At 48.2% G+C, this 21,453-nt stretch carries 17 protein-coding genes; 6 read left to right on the forward strand and 11 right to left on the reverse strand.

Annotated features, from left to right (window positions below; genetic code table 11):
- Nucleotides 1-12 precede the first annotated feature (12 nt).
- Together CWC22_RS16855 and CWC22_RS16860 are read right to left on the reverse strand one after the other, a co-directional pair.
- Nucleotides 13-1,737 (reverse strand): sodium:solute symporter family protein, encoded by a 1,725-nt coding sequence (locus tag CWC22_RS16855; protein ID WP_138538513.1) that lies wholly within the window; start codon nucleotides 1,735-1,737, stop codon nucleotides 13-15.
- A gap of 11 nt (nucleotides 1,738-1,748) precedes the next feature.
- The gene (locus CWC22_RS16860; RefSeq protein WP_010383473.1) at nucleotides 1,749-2,012 is read right to left on the reverse strand and encodes a DUF4212 domain-containing protein; all 264 of its coding nucleotides are present in this window, start codon (nucleotides 2,010-2,012) and stop codon (nucleotides 1,749-1,751) included.
- Nucleotides 2,013-2,379: 367 nt separating this feature from the next.
- Here CWC22_RS16860 and CWC22_RS16865 point away from each other — a divergent pair, with 367 nt between their 5' ends.
- Nucleotides 2,380-5,808: a PAS domain-containing hybrid sensor histidine kinase/response regulator gene (locus CWC22_RS16865; RefSeq protein ID WP_138538514.1), complete on the forward strand. Its 3,429-nt coding sequence runs from the start codon at nucleotides 2,380-2,382 to the stop codon at nucleotides 5,806-5,808.
- A 30-nt stretch (nucleotides 5,809-5,838) separates the two neighbouring features.
- Here CWC22_RS16865 and CWC22_RS16870 read toward each other — a convergent pair whose 3' ends face one another.
- The gene (locus tag CWC22_RS16870) at nucleotides 5,839-6,873 is read right to left on the reverse strand and encodes a sensor domain-containing diguanylate cyclase (RefSeq protein WP_125559098.1); all 1,035 of its coding nucleotides are present in this window, start codon (nucleotides 6,871-6,873) and stop codon (nucleotides 5,839-5,841) included.
- Nucleotides 6,874-7,019: 146 nt separating this feature from the next.
- Nucleotides 7,020-8,648: a pyridoxal-dependent aspartate 1-decarboxylase PanP gene (gene panP / locus CWC22_RS16875; RefSeq protein ID WP_125559096.1), complete on the reverse strand. Its 1,629-nt coding sequence runs from the start codon at nucleotides 8,646-8,648 to the stop codon at nucleotides 7,020-7,022.
- Between the two features lie 314 nt (nucleotides 8,649-8,962).
- Between panP and CWC22_RS16880 the strand changes: the two genes are divergently transcribed.
- The gene (locus tag CWC22_RS16880; protein ID WP_138538515.1) at nucleotides 8,963-10,861 is read left to right on the forward strand and encodes a GGDEF domain-containing protein; all 1,899 of its coding nucleotides are present in this window, start codon (nucleotides 8,963-8,965) and stop codon (nucleotides 10,859-10,861) included.
- 36 nt (nucleotides 10,862-10,897) lie between these two features.
- On the opposite strand, the gene trmB is transcribed toward CWC22_RS16880, so the two are convergent.
- The 7 genes from trmB to rph form a co-directional block, all read right to left on the reverse strand.
- Nucleotides 10,898-11,563 (reverse strand): tRNA (guanine(46)-N(7))-methyltransferase TrmB, encoded by a 666-nt coding sequence (trmB, locus tag CWC22_RS16885; protein ID WP_138538516.1) that lies wholly within the window; start codon nucleotides 11,561-11,563, stop codon nucleotides 10,898-10,900.
- Between the two features lie 121 nt (nucleotides 11,564-11,684).
- Nucleotides 11,685-12,452 (reverse strand): ABC transporter permease, encoded by a 768-nt coding sequence (locus CWC22_RS16890; protein WP_125559197.1) that lies wholly within the window; start codon nucleotides 12,450-12,452, stop codon nucleotides 11,685-11,687.
- A gap of 2 nt (nucleotides 12,453-12,454) precedes the next feature.
- Nucleotides 12,455-13,375 (reverse strand): ABC transporter ATP-binding protein, encoded by a 921-nt coding sequence (locus CWC22_RS16895; RefSeq protein ID WP_010383482.1) that lies wholly within the window; start codon nucleotides 13,373-13,375, stop codon nucleotides 12,455-12,457.
- A gap of 125 nt (nucleotides 13,376-13,500) precedes the next feature.
- A complete protein-coding gene (locus CWC22_RS16900; protein WP_138538517.1) occupies nucleotides 13,501-14,118 on the reverse strand; it encodes a flavin prenyltransferase UbiX in 618 nt (205 codons plus the stop codon).
- A 4-nt stretch (nucleotides 14,119-14,122) separates the two neighbouring features.
- Nucleotides 14,123-15,472, reverse strand: coding sequence for a UDP-N-acetylmuramate:L-alanyl-gamma-D-glutamyl-meso-diaminopimelate ligase (gene mpl / locus CWC22_RS16905; protein WP_125559090.1), 1,350 nt, complete (start codon nucleotides 15,470-15,472; stop codon nucleotides 14,123-14,125).
- Nucleotides 15,473-15,664: 192 nt separating this feature from the next.
- Complete coding sequence (pyrE, locus tag CWC22_RS16910; RefSeq protein ID WP_010383485.1) at nucleotides 15,665-16,309, reverse strand: orotate phosphoribosyltransferase; 645 nt, start codon at nucleotides 16,307-16,309, stop codon at nucleotides 15,665-15,667.
- 25 nt (nucleotides 16,310-16,334) lie between these two features.
- The gene (gene rph, locus CWC22_RS16915) at nucleotides 16,335-17,048 is read right to left on the reverse strand and encodes a ribonuclease PH (RefSeq protein ID WP_010383487.1); all 714 of its coding nucleotides are present in this window, start codon (nucleotides 17,046-17,048) and stop codon (nucleotides 16,335-16,337) included.
- Nucleotides 17,049-17,273: 225 nt separating this feature from the next.
- Here rph and CWC22_RS16920 point away from each other — a divergent pair, with 225 nt between their 5' ends.
- From CWC22_RS16920 to CWC22_RS24635, 4 genes are all read left to right on the forward strand, one after another.
- Nucleotides 17,274-18,134, forward strand: a complete 861-nt coding sequence (locus tag CWC22_RS16920; RefSeq protein ID WP_125559086.1) for a YicC/YloC family endoribonuclease — start codon at nucleotides 17,274-17,276, stop codon at nucleotides 18,132-18,134.
- 92 nt (nucleotides 18,135-18,226) lie between these two features.
- Nucleotides 18,227-19,501: a tyrosine-type recombinase/integrase gene (locus tag CWC22_RS16925; RefSeq protein ID WP_138538518.1), complete on the forward strand. Its 1,275-nt coding sequence runs from the start codon at nucleotides 18,227-18,229 to the stop codon at nucleotides 19,499-19,501.
- A gap of 694 nt (nucleotides 19,502-20,195) precedes the next feature.
- Nucleotides 20,196-21,029, forward strand: a complete 834-nt coding sequence (locus CWC22_RS16930) for a tyrosine-type recombinase/integrase (RefSeq protein ID WP_138538519.1) — start codon at nucleotides 20,196-20,198, stop codon at nucleotides 21,027-21,029.
- Between the two features lie 48 nt (nucleotides 21,030-21,077).
- Complete coding sequence (locus tag CWC22_RS24635) at nucleotides 21,078-21,218, forward strand: helix-turn-helix transcriptional regulator (protein WP_419144620.1); 141 nt, start codon at nucleotides 21,078-21,080, stop codon at nucleotides 21,216-21,218.
- Nucleotides 21,219-21,453: the final 235 nt, after the last annotated feature.

Consider the following 21,453-nt stretch of genomic DNA (forward strand, 5'->3'; position numbering starts at 1 on the left):
ATAGGCTGCGCTTTAGTGCGCATGTGCAGCAGACGATCCTTTCGGGTTACGGATCCCATCTACCATTTGCTTCACCTCAATTGGCGTTTCAGCGGTCAGCTTCATAACAATGGCAGCAATACCAAAGTTCACTAACATACCAATAATACCAATCCCTTCCGGTGAGATACCAAATAACCAATTCGCAGGCGTGTTCAGTTCCGGACTGACAAATTTAAAGTAGATAATGTAGGCGGCCGTGAACCCAATACCGCATACCATACCGCTGATGGCGCCTTCTTTGTTCATACGTTTAGAGAATATACCCATAATGATCGCCGGGAAGAAGCTTGCTGCTGCCAGACCAAAGGCAAAGGCCACCACCGACGCCACGAATCCGGGCGGGTTAATACCGAAATAAGCAGAGATTGCGATGGCCACCATTGCCGACAAACGTGCAGCCAGGAGCTCTTGTTTATCACTGATATCCGGTTTAAGCGTGCGCTTGAGGAGATCATGTGAGACCGAGGTGGAGATCACCAGTAACAGGCCCGCTGTAGTCGACAGTGCAGCAGCTATACCACCTGCAGCGACCAGTGCAATCACCCAGGCTGGTAAGTCTGCTATTTCCGGGTTCGCCAGTACCATGATGTCTCGGTCGATTTTCACTTCATTACGGCTCGCCGGGTCGTCAATCTTACCGGCTGAGTAGAACATTTTGCCGTCACCATTTTTATCATTGAACGTGATAAGACCCGTTCTTTCCCAGTTTTTCACCCACTCTGGCGCTTCAGCATACGCTGTACCACTGCCATCTTTACCATTGATAGTGTCAATCATATTCACACGGGCAAATGACGCAACCGCTGGTGCGGTGGTGTATACAATGGCAATGAACACCAAAGTCCAGGCAGCTGAAATACGGGTGTCTTTTACTTTTGGTACAGTAAAGAAGCGCACAATAACGTGTGGCAAACCAGCAGTACCGACCATCAGAGCAGCTGTAATAGCGAAGACATCAATCATGCTCTTGGACCCTTCGGTGTATTGTGCAAAGCCGAGTTCGGTACTGAGTCCATCGAGTTTATCCAACAAATAGGTGCCGGAGCCGTCCGCCAGCGTGCCACCAAAACCTGTTTGCGGCAGTAAGTGGCCAGTCATCATCAAAGAGATAAAAATAGCAGGCACCAAATAAGCAAACACCAGTACACAATATTGCGCAACCTGCGTATAAGTAATGCCTTTCATGCCACCCAGGACGGCATAGAAGAATACGATCACCATCCCGATATAAACGCCAGTTTCAATGTCGACTTCCAGAAAACGAGAGAACACCACACCCACACCACGCATCTGACCGGCGATATAAGTGAAGCAAATAAAAATCGCACACAAAATGGCGACAACACGGGCTACCTGAGAGTAATAACGGTCGCCGATAAAGTCCGGCACAGTGAATTTACCAAATTTACGCAGATAAGGTGCCAGGCACAGTGCCAGTAGTACATAACCACCGGTCCAGCCCATCAGATACACGCCACCGTCGTAACCTGCAAATGAGATAATCCCTGCCATGGAAATAAATGACGCTGCACTCATCCAGTCTGCAGCCGTTGCCATGCCGTTCGCCAGCGGCGGCACACCGCCACCAGCAACATAGAATTCATTGGTTGAACCGGCACGTGCCCAGATGGCAATGCCGATGTAGAGGGCAAAGCTAAGCCCAACAATTAAAAAGGTGAGAGATTGAACATCCATCATAGCGCTCCTTATTCATCCACGCCGTATTTTTTGTCCAGCGCATCCATTTTGAATACATAGACAAAAATCAAAGCAACGAAGGTATAAATTGCGCCCTGCTGCGAAAACCAAAAACCCAACTTAAATCCGAAGAAGCGAACCTCGTTGAGTACATCAACCAGCAGAATGCCGCATCCAAAAGACACCACAAACCACACTACTAATAGCTTAAACATTAAGGCTAGATTCTCTGACCAATATGCTTTTGCTTGTTCTTCACTTTTAAAAGCCATGATAAGTCCCCTTTCACACATCTGTTGCCGATGTGCTGGTGTTAATGACCTTTTGACTGTAGCAATGGGGCGTCAAGAAGAAATTGAGACCTTAGTCGTAACAACAAGGTTACGTTTACGTAAACTGCAAAACAGAGACATATCCAAGCTAAACAAAATATATAAAATCAATAAGTTAAACAATTTACTGAGGGAAAACTGCGATTAGAGGAAGGTGTATCTCAGGGATAAGACATTAGTCTAATTAATTCAATAAAAATCGAATAATTATGTAAAATCAGGTGATTATGTCACTTTGGATTATTTGCAAGTGATGCTACTTTAAAAAGCACAGAGACAATAACAAAAATTATCACAAGGGCTCATCATGACGGCTGCACTGATCCTCGTTGCCATCGCCTATATCGGCTTACTCTTCTGGCTCGCCAACTGGGGGGACAAAACAACGCCGGCTGCAACCCGGATCAGCCATCACCCTTTTGTTTATGCCCTCGCACTGGGTATTTATTGTACCTCATGGACCTATTACGGATCAGTAGGCACTGCAGCGACCAGTAGCTGGCACTATTTGCCCATTTTACTGGGCCCAGCCTTGCTGTTTATGTTTGGTCAGGGCTTTTTACGCAAACTGATCCTGGTCAGTAAAAAACAAAACATCACCACCATCGCCGACTTTATTTCAGCACGTTATGGTAAGCGCCAAACCACCGCGGTGATGGTCACTATGATAGCCTTGCTGGCCACCATTCCCTATATTGCGTTGCAGCTCAAGGCGCTGAGCAGCAGCTTTTTACTGTTACAACAGGGCACCCCAATTTCCGGGGGCATGCTGGCCATGACCGGCACTTTATTAATGGCCCTGTTTGCGATCTTTTTTGGTACCCGCAAAGTTGATGTCACCGAATATCGCTCCGGACTGATGCTGGCTGTCGCATTTGAGTCGCTCATCAAGTTACTGGCACTGGTCGCAGTGGCTGTGATAGCTATAAAAGCGCTGCTAACTCAGAGTGGCTCAACCACCTTGTTATTTGCTCACTGGCAGGGCTTTGATTTTACCAATTTCAACTTTGTCGGCCAGACACTGATGGCCGCAGCAGCCATCATCTGCTTACCTCGTCAGTTTCACGTTACTGTGGTCGACAATCAGGATAGTCGACATCTGCGCACTGCCCGCTGGGCGTTTCCGGTTTACCTTATCCTGATTGCCGCAATGATTTTGCCGATTGCCACGGCAGCCATTCACCCCAATATCGGCCAAACCGTTGCTGCAGACAGCTTTGTGCTGGCTCTACCGATGATGCAGGGTCACCCGTTGATCACCACCTTTGTATTCATCGGCGGGTTATCAGCAGCCACCGCTATGATAGTGGTCGCCACACTGACGCTCAGTACCATGCTTTCCAATGATGTGGTGCTCCCTTTGCTGATAAAGCGCAAGTTTAAGAAAAACCGCCTCACCAGTAATTATAAAACCCGAATTTTGCTGATCCGACGCTTTATCATTGCCGCTATCCTGGTGCTGGCTTTTCTTTATCAGCAATGGTTTGGCCATGGCGAAGCGCTTGCCAACATGGGCCTGGTCGCGTTTTCTTTGGTCACTCAGTTATTGCCAGCCATTGTCGGCGGGCTCTATTGGCGAAAAGGCCATGCTTATGGCGTCTATGCCGGGTTACTGGCCGGCTTTTTGTGCTGGATGTTGTTTCTGATGTTTCCTGTCATTGAAGCCGGCAGTGCGTTGGATTTTGAAACCCGCCAGACCATCATCACCCGGGGCACCTTATTGGCATTACTGGCCAATATCAGTTGTTATATCAGCTTCTCACTGGGTGCATATGAGCGTCTCATTGATAAGATCCAGGCGGCCGCGTTTGTCAGCCCCTGGGAGCAAGCCAGTGCAGCCAAACGGCTTAACAAAGATGTCAAAGCCACAGTGTACGACTTTACGGTATTGCTACAGACCTTTTTAGGGATCCAGCGCAGTCAGCAGTTGCTCAGCCATTACGCGATTAATCACGATATTGAAGACAGTAACGCCTATCCGAGTGCTGATTTCATTGCCTTTTGTGAGCGTGCCCTGACCGGCGTGTTAGGCGCCTCCTCTGCCCGTGCCCTGATCCACGCCGTATCTTCGGGCAAGCAACTCGCCTTTGAAGAAGTAGTTAACTTTTTTGATGAAACCACGCAAGCGTTACAGTTCAACCAAAACCTGCTGTTTACATCTTTGGAAAACCTCAGTCATGGTATCTCGGTCGTCGATAAAGATCTCAACCTGGTTGCCTGGAACCGCCGTTATCATGAAATGTTTGAATATCCGGATGGTTTTTTGCAGGTGGGTCAGAGTATAGAAGAAGTGATCCGCTTCAACGCTGAACGCGGTGAATGTGGCCCCGGAGAGTTAGAAAAGCTAGTCGAAAAACGCGTACAACATTTGAAAAATGGCACGCCCCACCACTTTATTCGTCACCGCAGCAATGGTCAGGTGTTCGAAATGACAGGTAATCCGCTGCCAGAAGGTGGCTTTGTTACCAGCTTTTCCGACATCACCAGCCATATCGACACCCAAAACGCGCTTGAAGAGGTGAATATGGATCTGGAAAACCGCATTGAAGCGCGCACCCAGGAAATTCGCCTGATCAATCAGGATCTGAAAGCGCAGATAGCCAGCCGGGAAGAAACCGAACAAGCCCTGGTAGGCGCTAAAAAGGAAGCTGAACGCGCCAATGACAGCAAAACCCGCTTTCTGGCCCTGGCAAGCCACGATATTTTGCAGCCCCTGAATGCTGCCCGACTTTACCTGGCGGCGATCGATGAAGATAAGTTACAAGGCAATGATCGCAGCAACCTGGAAAAACTGGGTGCCAGCCTGGATTCAACCGTTCATCTGATGTCGGCGTTGCTGGATATTGCCAAGCTGGAACAAGGCGCCATGAAGCCAACCCCCCGCCATTTTGATATCAACGACATCATGTCACCACTGGCCAATGAATACGCCATTTTATGTCAGGAAAAAGGCCTGTCATTACAAGTGCGTACCAGCCACCAAATCATTCACAGCGACATTACCTATCTGCGCCGAATTGTGCAGAACCTGGTCTCCAATGCGGTGAAATACACGGAGCAAGGGCGGGTTTTGCTGGCCTGTCGTCGACGCAGCCACAGTGTCCGCATTGAAGTGTGGGACACAGGCCCCGGTATCTCGGAGCATGAGCAGCAAAAAATATTCAACGACTTTTACCGTATTCAGAGTGGCGATAACAAAGGGGTCGGACTGGGGCTGGGTGTTGTGAAGCGACTGTGTGAATTGCTCAGTATGCCGTTAGAAATGCAGTCAATCCCCGGTAAGGGCAGCCGTTTTTGTGTCGAAGTGCCGTTAGGCGACCAACAACAAGTGCAGCAAAAAACCACACAGTCAGAGCAAAAACCAAGCGCAAAAACCCGCTTGAATCTGGTAGTGGTTGACGATGATCCGAAGAATCTGGCTGCGATGGCCAGCTTGCTCGATAAATGGCAGTTTAGTTATCAGATGTTTGAAAGGGCAGACAAAGCCCGACAGTATGCCACTCAAAGCCAGGCACCGGATTTTATCCTGATGGATTATCAGCTCGATAATAATGAAAACGGGGTTAATTTGATCACGGAATTAAGACAATGCTGGAACGCCCAGATCCCGGCGGTACTGATCACTGCGGTACGTGACGAGCCTTTAAAATTACAGGCTAAACAGGCGCAGATCCACTATCTGAGCAAACCCCTTAAACCGGCTAAGCTTAAAGCACTGCTCAACCACAGTACCTGAGACGCACCTCAGAGTAGGTGCTAAGAGTCACTAATAGGCAAGCTGGATCTGGTCACGACCATTCGCCTTGGCACGGTAAACGGCCTGATCGGCCATTTTCAGGGCATGGCTGAATGGCATGCAGGGGTTGACTTCGGCAACCCCAAAACTGGCCGTGACATGGATAAGCGTGTTTTCCTGACGCACTTCCATCTCACGGACCGCAGTACATAACCGGTTTGCTACCATATGTGCATCACTGACCGAGGTTTCTGGTAATAAGACCACAAACTCCTCACCGCCCAGACGACAAAAACAATCTTCAACGCGCACCACGTCCAGACAACATTGAGCAAACTTTTGCAGCACTTTATCGCCCGCATCATGACCAAAATCGTCATTGATCCTTTTAAACCTGTCCAGATCCATCATGATCAGACTCATAGGACGCTCAGTACGCTGATGACGGCTCATTTCACGCTTGGCGTGCTCCATTAAAAAGCGCCGGTTATTCAGACCCGTAAGCATGTCCTGAAAGGCCATTTTAGTGAGCTTTTCCTGCATTTGATACAACTCGTGTACCAACAAACGCCGACTACAGCAATCCGCAACCATTTCTGTGATCGTTACCTCCCACTCCTGCCACTGGCGTACATCGGCCAGTCCCTCACAACACACCACACCCAGTGCAATACCATTTTTAAAGATGGCAGTATCTAGCATGGTCGCAATGTTATTAGGCTTGAGATAGATATCGGTGAATTCGCAGGTGCGAGGATCTGTACAGGCATTTTCTGCTGCAATCGACTGACCGCTAATAATGGTGGCAAAGTAAACAGGAAAATCATCAATGCTCAGCACCGGTAGCTGGCTTGGCACGGCCTGCCAGTCTGTATTGGCATAATTAAGCAGCTTGCCTGGCTTGTGCATGTCGTCAAATAACCACACCGACACACGATCGACCTGAAGCAAAGATTTTGCTTCAAAAATGATATCATGCAGAAAGCGCTGATGTTCGCCGGAAACATCGACTTCTTGCGAGCTGATCCGCCGCAGTTTTTGCGTGCTCTGGGTTAATCGATTCAAAGGTACTACCAAGTCGCAAAGCTGTTGAAATCAGGCATCATCCCAAAGTGATGCCATATCGTTGTCACACTCTAATAGTATAGCGCCTGTCACAAAATGCACTGTTTTCTTTAGTTCGGGCATGCCCAACCCTGAAAACAGACGCACTAAGCCATATATTTTGCCAGGTACTTTTTAAAGACTGGATCGCTCTGTGCTAACCCTTTTTGTTCTGCCAGAATTTCTTTTAGCATCTGCTTGGAAGTCAGAGGATTGGCCAGCACCACTCTGAATACCACGGTAGGCTGATACTGATATTGTGAAGGGGTTAAGCGCGTCCGTGATACAAAAGAGCGGCCTGATTCACGCTGACGCTTCTGCATACTAGCAGTAAATCGGTTCAACGCCGCATAAATGTCGATGCGCTCCTGTTCATCGGCTTGTTCAATCGCCTGACGGATCTGTTTTGGTACATAGCGATAGGTCAGCAGACATAACTCGGGCTCTGAGACCAACTCAAAATCGTCTTCTTCGCGGATCAGGTCTGCAAAAAATTGTGCTTTTTCAATGCCTTTATCGATCAGCATTTCGTACCCTTTGCGGCCTATCACCCGTAAGCATGCATGAACCAGCATGGCCATACCAGGGCGACTGCCCTCAAGTGTATGGCTACCCAGATCTTTTGAACCTTTACGCAAAATGTACTCAGCATGGTGTTCTATGGCATCTGTTGCGGTGGGGTCTTTAAACAGTACTATGCCTGCGCCCATTGGCACATACATTTGCTTGTGCGCATCAATGGTGATCGAATCAGCTAACTCAATGCCTTTAAGCAAATGACGGTAACTCGCTGACAACAAAGTCGCGCCGCCCCAGGCTGCATCAACGTGAAAATGACATCCCAGTTCCTGAGCCAGCGCCGCCATTTCAGGTAAGGGGTCTATGTTGCCCGTTTCAGTAGTGCCGGCCACGCCAACAATCGCCATGACCTTAATACCCTGCTCACTCAGCGTCTGTGCCTTAGCGCGCATCGCCTCAACGTCAACTTTATTGTTCTCATCGGTTTTCACGGCAATGAAATTACTGCGGCCAATGCCCAGAACGTCGGCAGCTTTACCCAACGAGTAGTGACCACGTTCAGACACCAGCACAGCCAGGCCTTTATACCCATAGTGCAACATGGCTGCCATGATCCCTTCACTGGCAAGTCCTTTGAAGTCACCATCCGGCCCCAGCAAACGGTTGCGGGCAATCCACAGAGCCGAAATGTTGGCAATGGTCCCCCCGGAGCAAAATGCGCCGAGTGCAGTCTTGGCACTGTGCATCCACTTTTCATAGAAGGTATCATCTTCGCCATAGGCTAAATGATGCATCATGCCCAGCACCTGGCGCTCCAAAGGCGTAAAGGCCTTTGAAGTTTCTATTTTTACCAGGTTCTGATTCAAACCGACCATCAGCTTTGACAACGGCAGAACAAAATGCGGCAGCGCTGAGGTCATATGCCCGATAAAGCTTGGCGACGCTGTATGTACAGAATGCGCAACCAATTGCTCCATAATATCCTGAGCATAGTCAGAGACAAACATCGGTTCTTCGGGGATCATTGCCGACTGAAAGTCTTTTTCTATCTCATGCAATGGTTTTTCAATTGCTGCGATATTTTCATTCAGAAAGCCCGCCAGATTACTGGAAATTTCCTGCTCTATTACACTTAACGTGGAGCTGGGTGCTTCTGGAACGGTAAAGATACGCATTAAGCTTTCTTCAGAAGCGACTGCACAACGCTTTGGACCCATTTTAATACCTAATCATGCGTGGGTAACTGATGTGGGGAGTTACCTTGCCAAGTTGATACGAAATGACTAACTTTACTGTAAAGTGATGGGAAAGTCTGCAATGCAGTCAAAAAAAATGAACTCTGCTTGATAATTTGATGAACCTCTGATGACACAGCATCGCACAATAAACCCAGTATTTAGTACGATGCATGTAAGGAATAGGGTTCATAAATAAGGCAAATTCGTTAAATATTTTGTCAGCATTGTCAGAAATGGATAGTATTAGGAACAATTCGTCCCACCAAACTTGCAGACTCAAACGGAAACTGACAATGAATAAACGGAATTTTGCGCTTAGGGCCTTATCTCTGACCTGGATAGTCATCGGCTTTGTGGTTTTTATTGCCTCTTTGTCGGCCTATGTGCTTTACACCTATCATCAGACCCGTACCACCATAGTACAAGGGATAGATCAAAAGCTCCTCATGGCAGCCCGCAGTACCCAGCTCATATTGGGAGAAGACTATCATGACCGGCTTAACGAAATTGACAGCGACGAATACCGCCACAAGAGTATGCAGTTATCTCAACTCGCGCAACATCTGGGTGTCGAATACGTGTACGCCATGGTCTATGATGCGCCCTATGTCCGTTTCAGTGCCTCTAGTTACACCCAAAATGATGTCTTACAAGACAAAGTCACGCGTATGCTCGACCTCTACCCCGAGGCAACCTCGGTTAACAAAAGCGCATTTCGCTCAACACAGCCGCTATACGAAGTGTCTGAAGACAAGTGGGGCCATTTCAAAACCATTTTTATTCCTCACGTAACACGAGACGGGAAGGTCTATCTGACCGGAGCCGATATTAAAACATCGCACATCCAAACCGAACTGGCAAAAAGCGTTAAAGAAGCCTTGTTTACTGCCTGCTTTTTCTTTGCTGTTGCTTTACTGGTAGCAGGGATGTATTTGCTGATACTGAGAAAAACCCTGACAACCGACCCGCGTACCGGATTTCCCAATCGTCTGGCTTTAGAGCAGGATCTGGCCAAAAACCCCACTCAGCACCTTAGTTTGGCCATTATTGCAATCAACGAGTTGGAAGAGATCGTGAGTTTTTATGGCACCGATGTCGGTGATGAGATCATACGCAGGGTGATGAGCCATTTCAGTGAATTTACCGCACCATTTAAAGTGTACCGCCTTGCCACTGCAAAACTGGTGTTATTGAGCGACGCAAACAAAGGAGAGCACTACCTGAGTAGCTTGATCAATGAATTTCCTGCCACAACCCCGATTTTACAGGACCCACATTTATACATTCAGGTAACCGCAGGCATAGCCAGTGGCAATAAACGCCTGCTGTTAGAGAATGCGTTTATTGCATGCCGACAGGCACAACAAAAACAGCAACGGGTATGCATATATGGACAAGATCCAACGCAGATAAAAACCATTCAGGAATCCCACATCGCCATTGCAAAAACAGTTCAAAGTGCTTTTGAACAACACCGCATTCTGCCCTACTTTACGCCACGCATGGACACTGAGAGCAAAGCCGTCGAGCAATATCATTGCACCCCGAGAGTACTCACAGAGCAGGGCCTTATCTTACGTCCTGAATCTTTCTCAGAAGTGATCCGCCACTCCAGGCTGAGCTCTCAACTAACCAAAGTCATGCTAGAACTGTGCACCGCACATTTTCGAAAATCACATCACGCCTGGAGCATGCAACTGAGCTGGCAGGATCTGGCCGACCCGCAAATCATGGAGTTTATTTTTGCGCAACTCAGGCGCTATCCGCAGCCGGCAAAAATTACCTTTGAACTCGAAGAACAAGAAGTGATTGAACACTTTGCCGACATGCGGGTTTATATCAATGTGCTAAAAAGCAAAGGTGTGAATATCATGGTTGCGTCGAGCAACAGTGGATTGCTGACTATCAGCCGGGTGCTGAAGCTCACCATAGACAGCGTTAAGCTTACTTCCAGCGTTATAGAGCAGCTAAGTGAAGAGAGCGAACTGCATGAATATATTGAACACATTGCCAGGCTCTGCCATGAGCGCCAAATCACTTTGTTGGTAGACGGTGTACAAAGTAAATATCAACTGGAGCAATTGCTAAGCTGCAACGTTAAGTTGGTTGAAGGGAGCTTGATTGGTGCACCTGGCCCACACATCAATGTCAACCAGAGCAATATAGGGAGAGATTTCCAGGCCAGTGCCTGACCTATCACCTGCTATAACACAAGTGATAGGGAAACCTTATAACTGAGCAATCAGCCGGGTACTTTGTTGCCCACTGGCCCAGTACTTACGCTCAAAAGGCGTCATGGCTGTGTCACTTTCATAGTCGCTTACCGTTGCCTGAACTCCCGCGAGTGCCAGGCTGCGGGCAAACTCCTCAACATAAATTGCCCAGTTACTGCGCAGTTCAAGTCGTCCCCCCAGCTTCACGATATATGGGAATACCGCCGCACCATGCCAGCGCCTTTGCAGGTGTTTCGCTTTAGGCCAAGGGTTAGGGTAAAGCAAGTAATGATGACTTGGCTGCCAGTTGGCCTCGCAGGCAAGACGCCAGAAATCATTCAGATCTGCCTGAACCAGAATATAGTGACCCGACTCTGTTTGCTTATATTCAATGTCGTGCTTTTCAAGTCGATGCTCTGACTTATCAATACCTATGACCAACGCGTTCGGGTGTAGTTTGGCTAAATTCGCCGTACTTTCCCCCACCCCACAACAGGAATCCAGAATGATCGGACCATCGAATGCCTGCACTTTCTCATTTACCTGCTCAAAGGCTTGTTGTGTATGCACAGCAATGGGTTTTTTGAATGGCGTATTGAGGTGCTTTTGGACTACCTCATCTAACTTTTCATGCAGTCCGGTCTGATTACTGGTGATGCTTCTGGAATTGGCGTCTGACATAACAGCGTGTTGTGGCTCGTAGTGTGAAAAATATTGCGAGTATTTTATCTCACTCTGCAAGATTAAGTAAGCGGTTGTGTGGCAGAGTCTCCCCCTGCCACCTTGCTTGATAGCCTGATGATCAATGACGCAAGCCAACCCCGCGCTTGATCAGGTTCAGTGCCACTGCAAATAGCACGGTGATGAAGCCCAGCAATACACCAAAGGCCAGGGTAATATTGACATCAGACACCCCCAGGAAGCCATAACGGAACGCATTCACCATGTAGATGATTGGGTTTATCTGAGACACCCCCTGCCAGAATTCCGGCAACAAGGTGATGGAGTAAAACACCCCGCCCAGATAAGTCAGTGGTGTCAGCACAAAGGTTGGAATGATACTGATGTCATCAAAGCTATTGGCAAAGACGGCATTGATCAAACCACCCAATGCAAACACAGCAGAAGTCAGCAATACCGTTAATACAATTACCGCCAAGTTGTGAATTTGAATATCCACAAACAGCAGGCTGACCAGAGTCACTATCAGACCTACCAGCATACCCCTCGCCATGCCGCCGCCTATATATCCCAGCACTATGATGTAGTTTGGCACAGGTGCCACTAACAACTCTTCAATGCTTTTCTGGAACTTAGTAGAATAAAAGCTTGATGCCACGTTTGAATAGGAGTTGGTGATCACCGACATCATAATAAGACCCGGCACAATGAACTCCATATAGCTAAACCCGCCCATTTCACCAATGCGTGAGCCGATCAGAGAGCCAAAAATCACAAAATACAAAGTCATGGTAATAGCCGGTGGCACCAGAGTTTGTACCCAGATCCGTAAGAAACGAATGCACTCTTTTATCCAAATACTTTTTAGTGCTACGCCGTAGTTTAAGATTTTCATTCGCTGCGCCCCTGTTCCAACAACCCGACAAACAACTCTTCCAGACGGTTTGCCTTATTTCGCATACTCAGCACGGTATTACCCTGTTCATTCAGCTGGGTGAATACCCCATTAAGCCCCTGAGATTTCGCGACTTCAACTTCCAGCGTATGATCGTCTGTCAGGACAAACTCGTAACCTGCCAAGTTAACCGGATTAATGGGTGCCTTGAGGTCCAGTACAAAGGTTTCTTTGTCCAGCTTCGCCAGCAAGGCTTTAATGGTCGTATGTTCGACAATCTTGCCCTGGTCGATAATGGCGATATTACGACACAGCAATTCAGCTTCTTCCAGATAATGGGTGGTCAGAATAATAGTGATACCCTGAGCATTGATTTCACGTAAGAAATCCCACATTGAGCGGCGCAGTTCAATATCAACACCCGCTGTTGGTTCGTCCAGGATCAGCAGCTTAGGTTCATGCATAAGCGCACGGGCAATCATCAAACGGCGTTTCATACCACCTGATAAAGTCCGTGCCTGCTTGTCTTTTTTATCCAGTAAACCCAATTGCTTTAGATATTTCTCGGCGCGCTCATGGGCCTGAGCCCTTGGTACACCATAGTACCCCGCCTGATTGACCAAAATCTGATTAAGGGTTTCAAACTGGTTAAAATTGAATTCCTGTGGCACCAGGCCCAGATGAGATTTAGCCGCTTCCAAATCGGTGTCTATGCTTTGGCCAAATACTTCCACCTGACCCGCCGTTTTGTTCACCAAGGATGAAATCACACCTATAGTCGTCGACTTACCGGCACCATTTGGGCCCAGCAGCGCAAAGAAGTCGCCCTGCTCAACCTGTAAATCAATCCCTTTGACGGCCTCAACGCCGTTGCTATAGACCTTACGCAGGCCAGATATATTTAATGCCTTTGTCATGTTATTGTTTTTCCTCACATCCCCATGTTGTTGTTTTCACTTACTTTGTACCAATGCGCTTTGTTACCCAGTCTGGTAAAAAGCGCCACATCTCAGCGCCTGTGATGTATTACCGCTGCTGAGGTTTAGTCGCCGTAGCCCCAGCGCTTTGCTAACCGATGCTCTATCCCGAGATGATCTAAAATACGCGCCACCATGAAATCGACTAAGTCCTCGATACTTTGTGGCTGATGATAAAAACCGGGGGCTGCGGGCATAATGGTGACCCCTAGCCGACTCAGCTTGAGCATATTTTCCAAATGAATGGCACTGAACGGCGTTTCTCTGGGCACCAGGATCAGCTCACCACGCTCTTTGATCACCACGTCGGCCGCGCGCTCCAGCAAGTTGTCGGACGCGCCCATGGCAATGGCCGATACACTCCCTGCACTGCATGGGCAGACCACCATTTTCTTAGGAGCCGCAGAGCCCGATGCCACCGGGCTAAACCAGTTGTCTTTCCCAAACACCTGGATCTGTCCTGCTTTGGCCTGATAGAGCTCGCTGAGCTGTACTGTGGCCTTGTCTTCATTACCAGACAATTTGATATTCGATTCGGTGTCCAGCACCACTCGGGCAGCACTGGAGATCAACACATAAACCTGATAATCCAGCGCCACCAGTACTTCGAGTAAACGCAATCCGTAGGGCGCACCCGACGCCCCGCTGAACGCCAGTGTAATAGCTGGCTTAAATTGTGACATAACTTTATGACCTCTTTTCGCGCAGTGCACTTAACACTGCCTCATGGATCCCATTAAACCCACCATTGCTCATGATCAAGACATGTTCACCCGGCTTTGCCTGCGCCGCTACCGCCGCAACAATCTCATCGGTGTTGTGATAGCACTCGTACCCTGCTTGTTGAGCGGCTTCTTGTAATGACCAGCTCAGCTTAGGCGGCTCAAACAACAGCACCTCATCGGCTGCCGCCAGAGAGTCCATCAACGTTTGCTGGTGAACCCCCATTTTCATGGTGTTAGAACGCGGCTCCAGAATCGCTGTAATTCGGGCATCACCCACCTTGGCACGCAATCCGGCCAGAGTGGTTTCAATTGCTGTGGGGTGATGAGCAAAATCGTCATACACACAGACTCCATTAACCTCGCCCAGCAATTCCATCCGCCGCTTAGGTGATTTAAACTCACCGAGCGCCTCTATACTGACTGACACAGGAATACCCACATGACGCGCAGCGGCGATCGCCATCAGCGCATTTTTGACATTGTGCTCACCAATGGCCTGCCAACTTACCATGCCCTGGCTTTCGTTGTTCAGCAGCACCTCAAACTGGCTGCCATCTGCTTTGCACAGACGATAATCCCAGTCACCACCTAGCGTTTCTTGCTGGCTCCAGAAGCCTTTGTCTATCACTTCGCACAGGGGTTTATCCGCTGCCGGGTAAATTGCTTTACCCTGCGCAGGTAAAGTACGAAGCAAATGGTGGAACTGGGTCTGAATTGCAGCCAAATCAGCAAAAATATCGGCGTGATCAAATTCCAGGTTGTTCATGATCAAGGTTCGCGGCAGGTAATGAACAAACTTACTGCGCTTATCAAAGAACGCCGTGTCATATTCATCGGCTTCAATGACAAAAAACGGGGTATCACTGGTGCGCGCCGATACACCAAAGTTTTGCACTATGCCCCCGATCAGGAAACCGGGACGCAATCCAGCGTATTCCAGTAACCAGGCCAGCATACTGGCAGTTGTCGTTTTCCCATGAGTGCCAGCCACTGCCAGTACCCAGCTGTTTTGCAAAACGTGATGTTTTAACCATTCAGGGCCAGAGGTGTAAGGTAAGCCGCGTTCCAGCACATATTCTACACAGGCGTTGCCGCGGCTCATGGCATTGCCAATCACCACCATATCGGGTGCTGGGTCCAGCTGGGCCGGATCGTAGCCTTGGGTTAATTCAATACCAAGCGACTCCAGCTGAGTGCTCATAGGGGGATAAACGTTTTGATCGGATCCCGTCACCTTATGGCCCAGCGACTTTGCAATGGCTGCAATGCCACCCATAAAGGTGCCGCAGATCCCAAGAATGTGAATATGCATGATTTTATTAATTAATTAGCTGACTAACCCGCTTAGGTTATCATACTCGCCTGAACCTTGGCTGGTTTTATGAGCAGAACCACACAAAACACTTTTGCAGCTGGTGCAAAGTCACTGCTACAGAAATGAAAAAACCGGCATAAGTGCATCACCTAAGCCGGTTTTTAAATACAATTTTAGCGAGCTACTTAATTAAGCAACACCGTACTGGTCACGATACGCTTTAACCGCTTCCAGGTGCTCAGCCATATCACCTTGTTGCTCAAGGTAAGTGATCAGATCAGCCAATTTTACGATAGACACCACAGCGGTGTTAAAGTCGCGCTCAACTTCCTGAATAGCAGACAGCTCACCTTTGCCTTTTTCCTGACGATCAAGGGCAATCAACACACCCGCCAGATCTGCGTCATTGGCAGCGATGATTTCCATCGATTCACGGATGGCCGTGCCCGCCGTGATCACATCATCCACCAGCATGATACGACCAGCTAGCTCAGAGCCTACCAGGTTACCACCTTCACCGTGCTGCTTTTTCTCTTTACGGTTAAAGCAGTAAGGTACATCTTTGTCGTAGTGATCTGCCAGTGCAACAGCCGTGGTCGTCGCAATTGGGATCCCTTTATACGCCGGACCGAACAGGACATCGTAGGCAATGCCAGCATCTTCCAGTGCGGCTGCGTAAAAACGACCTAAACGCGCCAAGTCACGGCCGGTGTTGAACAATCCTGCATTGAAGAAATAAGGGCTGGTACGGCCAGATTTAAGCGTAAATTCACCAAACTTCAGCACCTGCTTTTGTAGGGCAAATTCAATAAAGTCTTTTTGATACTGTTTCATGCGATACCTTCTTATTTACTTATGCTTATGCCAGAGCCTGTTTTTGCAGGTCAATGATCTCACGGATTGAATGCTTGGCCAGTGCCAGCAGCTCATCCAATTCTTCAAATGAGAAAGGTTCGCCCTCGGCCGTGCCCTGCACTTCAATCAGTTTGCCGGTTTCCGTCATGATCACGTTCATGTCGGTCTCAGCTTCTGAATCTTCCAGGTATTCCAGATCGGTAATGGCCTCGCCGTTGTAAACACCCACTGAGATAGCTGCAATCATAAACTTCAGCGGGTTAGCATTGATCATGCCCTTGGCACGCATGTGCGTCAGCGCATCAACCAATGCCACACAAGCACCACTAATAGATGCAGTACGTGTACCACCGTCTGCCTGTAACACATCACAATCGATGGTAATGGTGTTTTCGCCCAATGCGCTCAGATCAACCGCAGCACGCAATGCACGGGCGATCAGACGTTGGATCTCCATGGTACGTCCGCCCTGCTTACCTTTTGCCGCTTCACGGCCATTACGCGTGTGAGTAGAACGCGGAAGCATCCCGTATTCTGCAGTGATCCAGCCTTTGCCCTGGCCTTTCATAAAACGCGGTACACCCGCTTCAACCGTGGCAGTACACAACACCTTAGTGTTGCCGAACTCAACCAGCACCGAGCCCTCGGCATGCATAGTATAGTTACGTGTAAAAGTTACCGGTCTGATTTGATTTGCAGTTCTTTCGCTTGGACGCATCCACCTTCCCCTATCATCAAAGTTTCGCGATATTATAAAGGGTTCCCAGGCGCTATGCCATGCGGATCGCGAATAATTCACACCCAGCCACTAGAGCTGGGCGATGTTTCAGCTATAATGGCGATGTTTCGTTCATGGCGATGTGTGTGTTCACCAACGACAGCGCTGTACCTTAGGTAGCCACATGCAGACACGCCGCAACCTTAAATTAAATTAGGAACTTATATGATCCATAGTATGACCGCTTATGCCCGTAAAGAGATCAAGGGCGACTGGGGCACCGGTGTGTGGGAGATCCGCTCCGTCAACCAACGCTATCTTGAAACCTTTATCCGCGCACCGGAACAGTTCCGAGGCCTGGAACCGGTCATTCGCGAGCGCCTGCGCAAACACTTACAGCGCGGTAAAGTGGAAGTATTTTTGAAGTTCACCGCCAACCCGGCGCACGTAGGTCAGCTGTCGATCAACGAAACCCTGAGTAAACAGCTGATCGAAAATGCCAAGTGGGTCCAGTCGCACAGCGGTGGCGAGATCAACCCAACAGACATCCTGCGCTGGCCAGGCGTCATGGAAGCCGAAGAGGTAGATCTGGACACAGTAAACAGCGAGCTGTTAAAAGGCTTTGATGCCCTGGTTGAAGAATTTAAAGCGGCGCGCGCAAGCGAAGGTAACAACCTGGAAACCATGATCACCACCCGCCTGGATGGTATTCTAGAGCAGGTTGCCGTTGTTGAAGGTCACATGCCAGAAGTGGCTAAATGGCAACGTGAAAAACTCACCGCCAAGCTGGAAGAGCTGAAAGCCGAAATCGATGAGAGCCGCCTGGAACAAGAGCTAATCTACCTGGCACAAAAACAGGACGTGGCAGAAGAGCTCGACCGCCTCAAGTCACACGTTAAAGAAACCCATAAAATCCTAAAAAAAGGCGGCGCCTGTGGCCGACGCCTGGATTTTATGATGCAAGAGTTCAACCGTGAGTCCAACACCCTGGCGTCTAAGTCCATCAATACCGAGATCACCAACGCCGCCGTTGAACTCAAGGTACTAATTGAGCAAATGCGCGAGCAGATCCAGAATATTGAGTAAAGTCTCGCTTAGTTTTTGATTGTCCACGACAGTTCTTAAAATCAACAGGTTGTAATTCATGATAGTCCACCTCGGTACACAAAAGTACAGGGGTGGATGCTCAAAAGTGGTTACTAAAATGGTTGCTTTTTCTTGCCGTTCCAGATTTTGTCCAAATTCGCCAACTACTATGCGAGGACAAAATGCTATCCGATTCCAAGTTAAAATCACTCCTTAAACAAGGCGATCAAATTACAAGCCTGTCTGACAGCGGCGGGCTTATCTTTTTAATCAGCAAGGCCGGAAAAGCCAACTTTAGTTTCCGCTATCAGCTACACGGCAAACGCTCGAAGATCAGTATCGGCAACTACCCAACACTTTCGCTCAAAGATGCAAGAAACAAAGCTGCGGAGCTTAGACACCTGATTGCATGTGGCACCGACCCCCTCATTGAGAAGCGCAAAAAAGCAAACCAGCACCGAAACACCTTAAATGCGATATTTGATCATTATTATGACACTATCGTAGAGCCCAGATATTCTCATCCAAAACGCCTGCACAGCATCTATAACAACAATATCCGCCCTAGCCTTGGCAATCGCCCAATCGACACTATCGGCGGGCTGGAGCTTAGCAACCTGCTGCAAAAAATTAAAAAAGGGCATGGTAAAGCAGCGCCGCGCTCGTCGATAGCCAGCAAAACCCTTTATCTTCTAAAGCGATTATATACACACGCCGTAAAACTCGACCTCATCAGGCACAATCTGGCATTATCGTTTACCGCAATCGACGCTGGAGGTGAGGAAAAGCCAAAAGACATATTTTTAACTGAGCAGCAAATCTCGGAGTTCTTTCTGATGGCTCTTGAGGCAGGCCCTTCGTTTTCACGCGAAAACTACCTTGCCTGCGCCATACTCTTTTGCACCTGCGTTAGAAAAATGGAGCTCCTCGCGGCGATCTGGGAAGAGTTCGACCTTGAAGGCAAATGCTGGACTATTCCTGCAATCCGAACAAAGTCCCGTCGCGAGTTATTAGTCCCTCTAACGCCATGCGTTATCAAGTGGTTGAAAGAGCTTAAGGTGTGCGCTGCTGATAGTGATTACGTTTTCCCGGCACGCAAACAGAGTAAAAAGCCGCATGTTTACCATGACACTCTCAATCATGCGATCGCCGGGTTGAGCCTCCCATTTACGTTCGCGCCTTACGATATCAGGCGAAGTGGGAGAACTCTATTGGCGCAGTTGGGAGTGAATGATCAGATTGGCGAACTCTGTCTCAATCACAAATTGCCAAAAATGCAGCACATCTACAATAAACACTCATTTTTTCATGAAAAAAGTGCGGCACTGACAAGGTTAAGTGAAGTGATTTGCCCGTGCATGGCGTGAGTGCACATCTGGCCTTATATCAATTTATTCTTTTGAAAGCTATTTACATAAAATTATGATCTTAAAGTTGTGTGAATTAACGACGGGAAAAACCAGGTGCACGCTTGACTTCCCACCACCTAAAATCACCACAAAAGCTAAGATATTGTAAAGAAAAGTTTTTAACGAAAAACAACTTTAGAGAGGTCACATCAAGCCTCTCTAAAAAATCAACAGAAGCTTAATGTAAGTACAAAGGATACACAGGCAACATCTTCAACAAATTTAAACCCGTAACAACAGGTATTTGTTGAATGTAAATTCGAAACACCGAAACACTAGAGCAAGTTCAGGCTCGACTAGAAGAACTGCTCGCTCAGTTCTCAGAAGGGCAAGACTTCTCAATGAAAAAACTTGCTACTGCCCTCTACATAGCAAGGCAGCGTGGCGAGTTGACCCTTTACTTTAGACAACAGGTGCGTGGACATCGGGTTTGCAAAACACTTGGTAAGCTAGACTAGGATATCACTTTAGCCTGTGCCCTGGAGCGAGTTAAGACGCTCTCTCTCAAGCTTACAGAGCAAGGCATCTTAGACACTGAACTCAGCCTCGACGCTACTCTCTCAAAACCATCAATGATTTTGCCGCCGATTTCTTCTCACACAGGGAGGCGCAGGCCCAAAAAGGCGAAAATCCATATGAAGATTTGTCTGGTATGCAGAACTTTTATAAAAAGCATATTTCTAAAGCCATAGAGGCGACCCCTATAGCAAACCTCGACGGCACTCATATCGACTACCTTGTTGATTCTATTCTTGCCAAAGCCAATAAGTCATATAGCTATAACGCCACTAGCGCCAAGGCTCTAGGGGTAATGAAGAAAATCTGCAACCGGGCGGTTAAATACGGGCAATTGAGTCATAGCGTCCTTGAACTCTTCAGTCCACGCGAAGTCGGTTACAAAGATATCCCAAAATCTCGGGCCTTTACTAAGCCTGAGATCAAGCAGTTAATCCAGGCACTTCAGAATCAGCCAGAATGTGAGCGGGTAAATGTTATCGCCGTCTGCCTGTTGCTGGTACTTGGTAAACGCAAGATCGAACTTATCAAGAGCGTATGGAAAGATATCTGCTTCAACGAACGAGAATGGTTAGTTGAAAAGACTAAAACGGGGGCAGATATCGTAATCCCTTTTAGTCCCCTCGTTAAAGGCTGGCTAGAAGAACTAAAAGAGCTCAGCATGGGAGAGAGTCACTTATTTCCAAAACGACAAGAAACGGCAAAAGCGAAGCACATTAGCGAATCCACGCTGAATGGCTTTCTAGAAAGGGCCCTCTCGGAGCTCAAAATAGAAGTTCACGATCTTCGCCGCACAACACGAACAACGTTAAGAGCACTGGATATACCAGTCGATGTGGCCGAGTCCTACATTAACCACAAACAGAAGGCGTATCGATACAACTTTTATCACAGATTGCCTGAGCGCAAGCGCGCCTGCAAGAAGCTAAGCAAATTAATTAAAAAATACTTAACCAACAAAGACGGATAATTCCCGATGAATAGCAGTCCCTATTTAACACTACCCGAAGTGATCAGCATGACGCGATGCAGCCGATCTCAGATCTTTGCATTGCGCAAGAAGGGGAGCTTTCCTCAGCCAATCAAGCTCTCACCTCGCAAGATCGTATGGCGGCAATCAACAATAGAGGAGCACATGCAGCGGCAACAGGTCGCATAATATGCACGGCCCAAAAAATTAAAACGGGCATCATAAAGAGCTTATTTCAACGCGTAGCATTCTGCTTTCTCGGTATTATAAGCACATACAGTTTGTTGTCGTAGAGTTCACCGCTTCAACGACTGTTGGATGCCCACTTAATTAAATAACTTGAGGCGACTGATGCGGGTGTCGCTAAAAGTGACCTGATACCGGCAGCCCGAGGGGCGCTGGCGAAATACGCAGCTTTCGGGCT

The sequence above is a fragment of the Pseudoalteromonas rubra genome, from assembly GCF_005886805.2.
In the GTDB taxonomy this organism is placed as follows: Bacteria; Pseudomonadota; Gammaproteobacteria; order Enterobacterales; family Alteromonadaceae; genus Pseudoalteromonas; species Pseudoalteromonas rubra_D.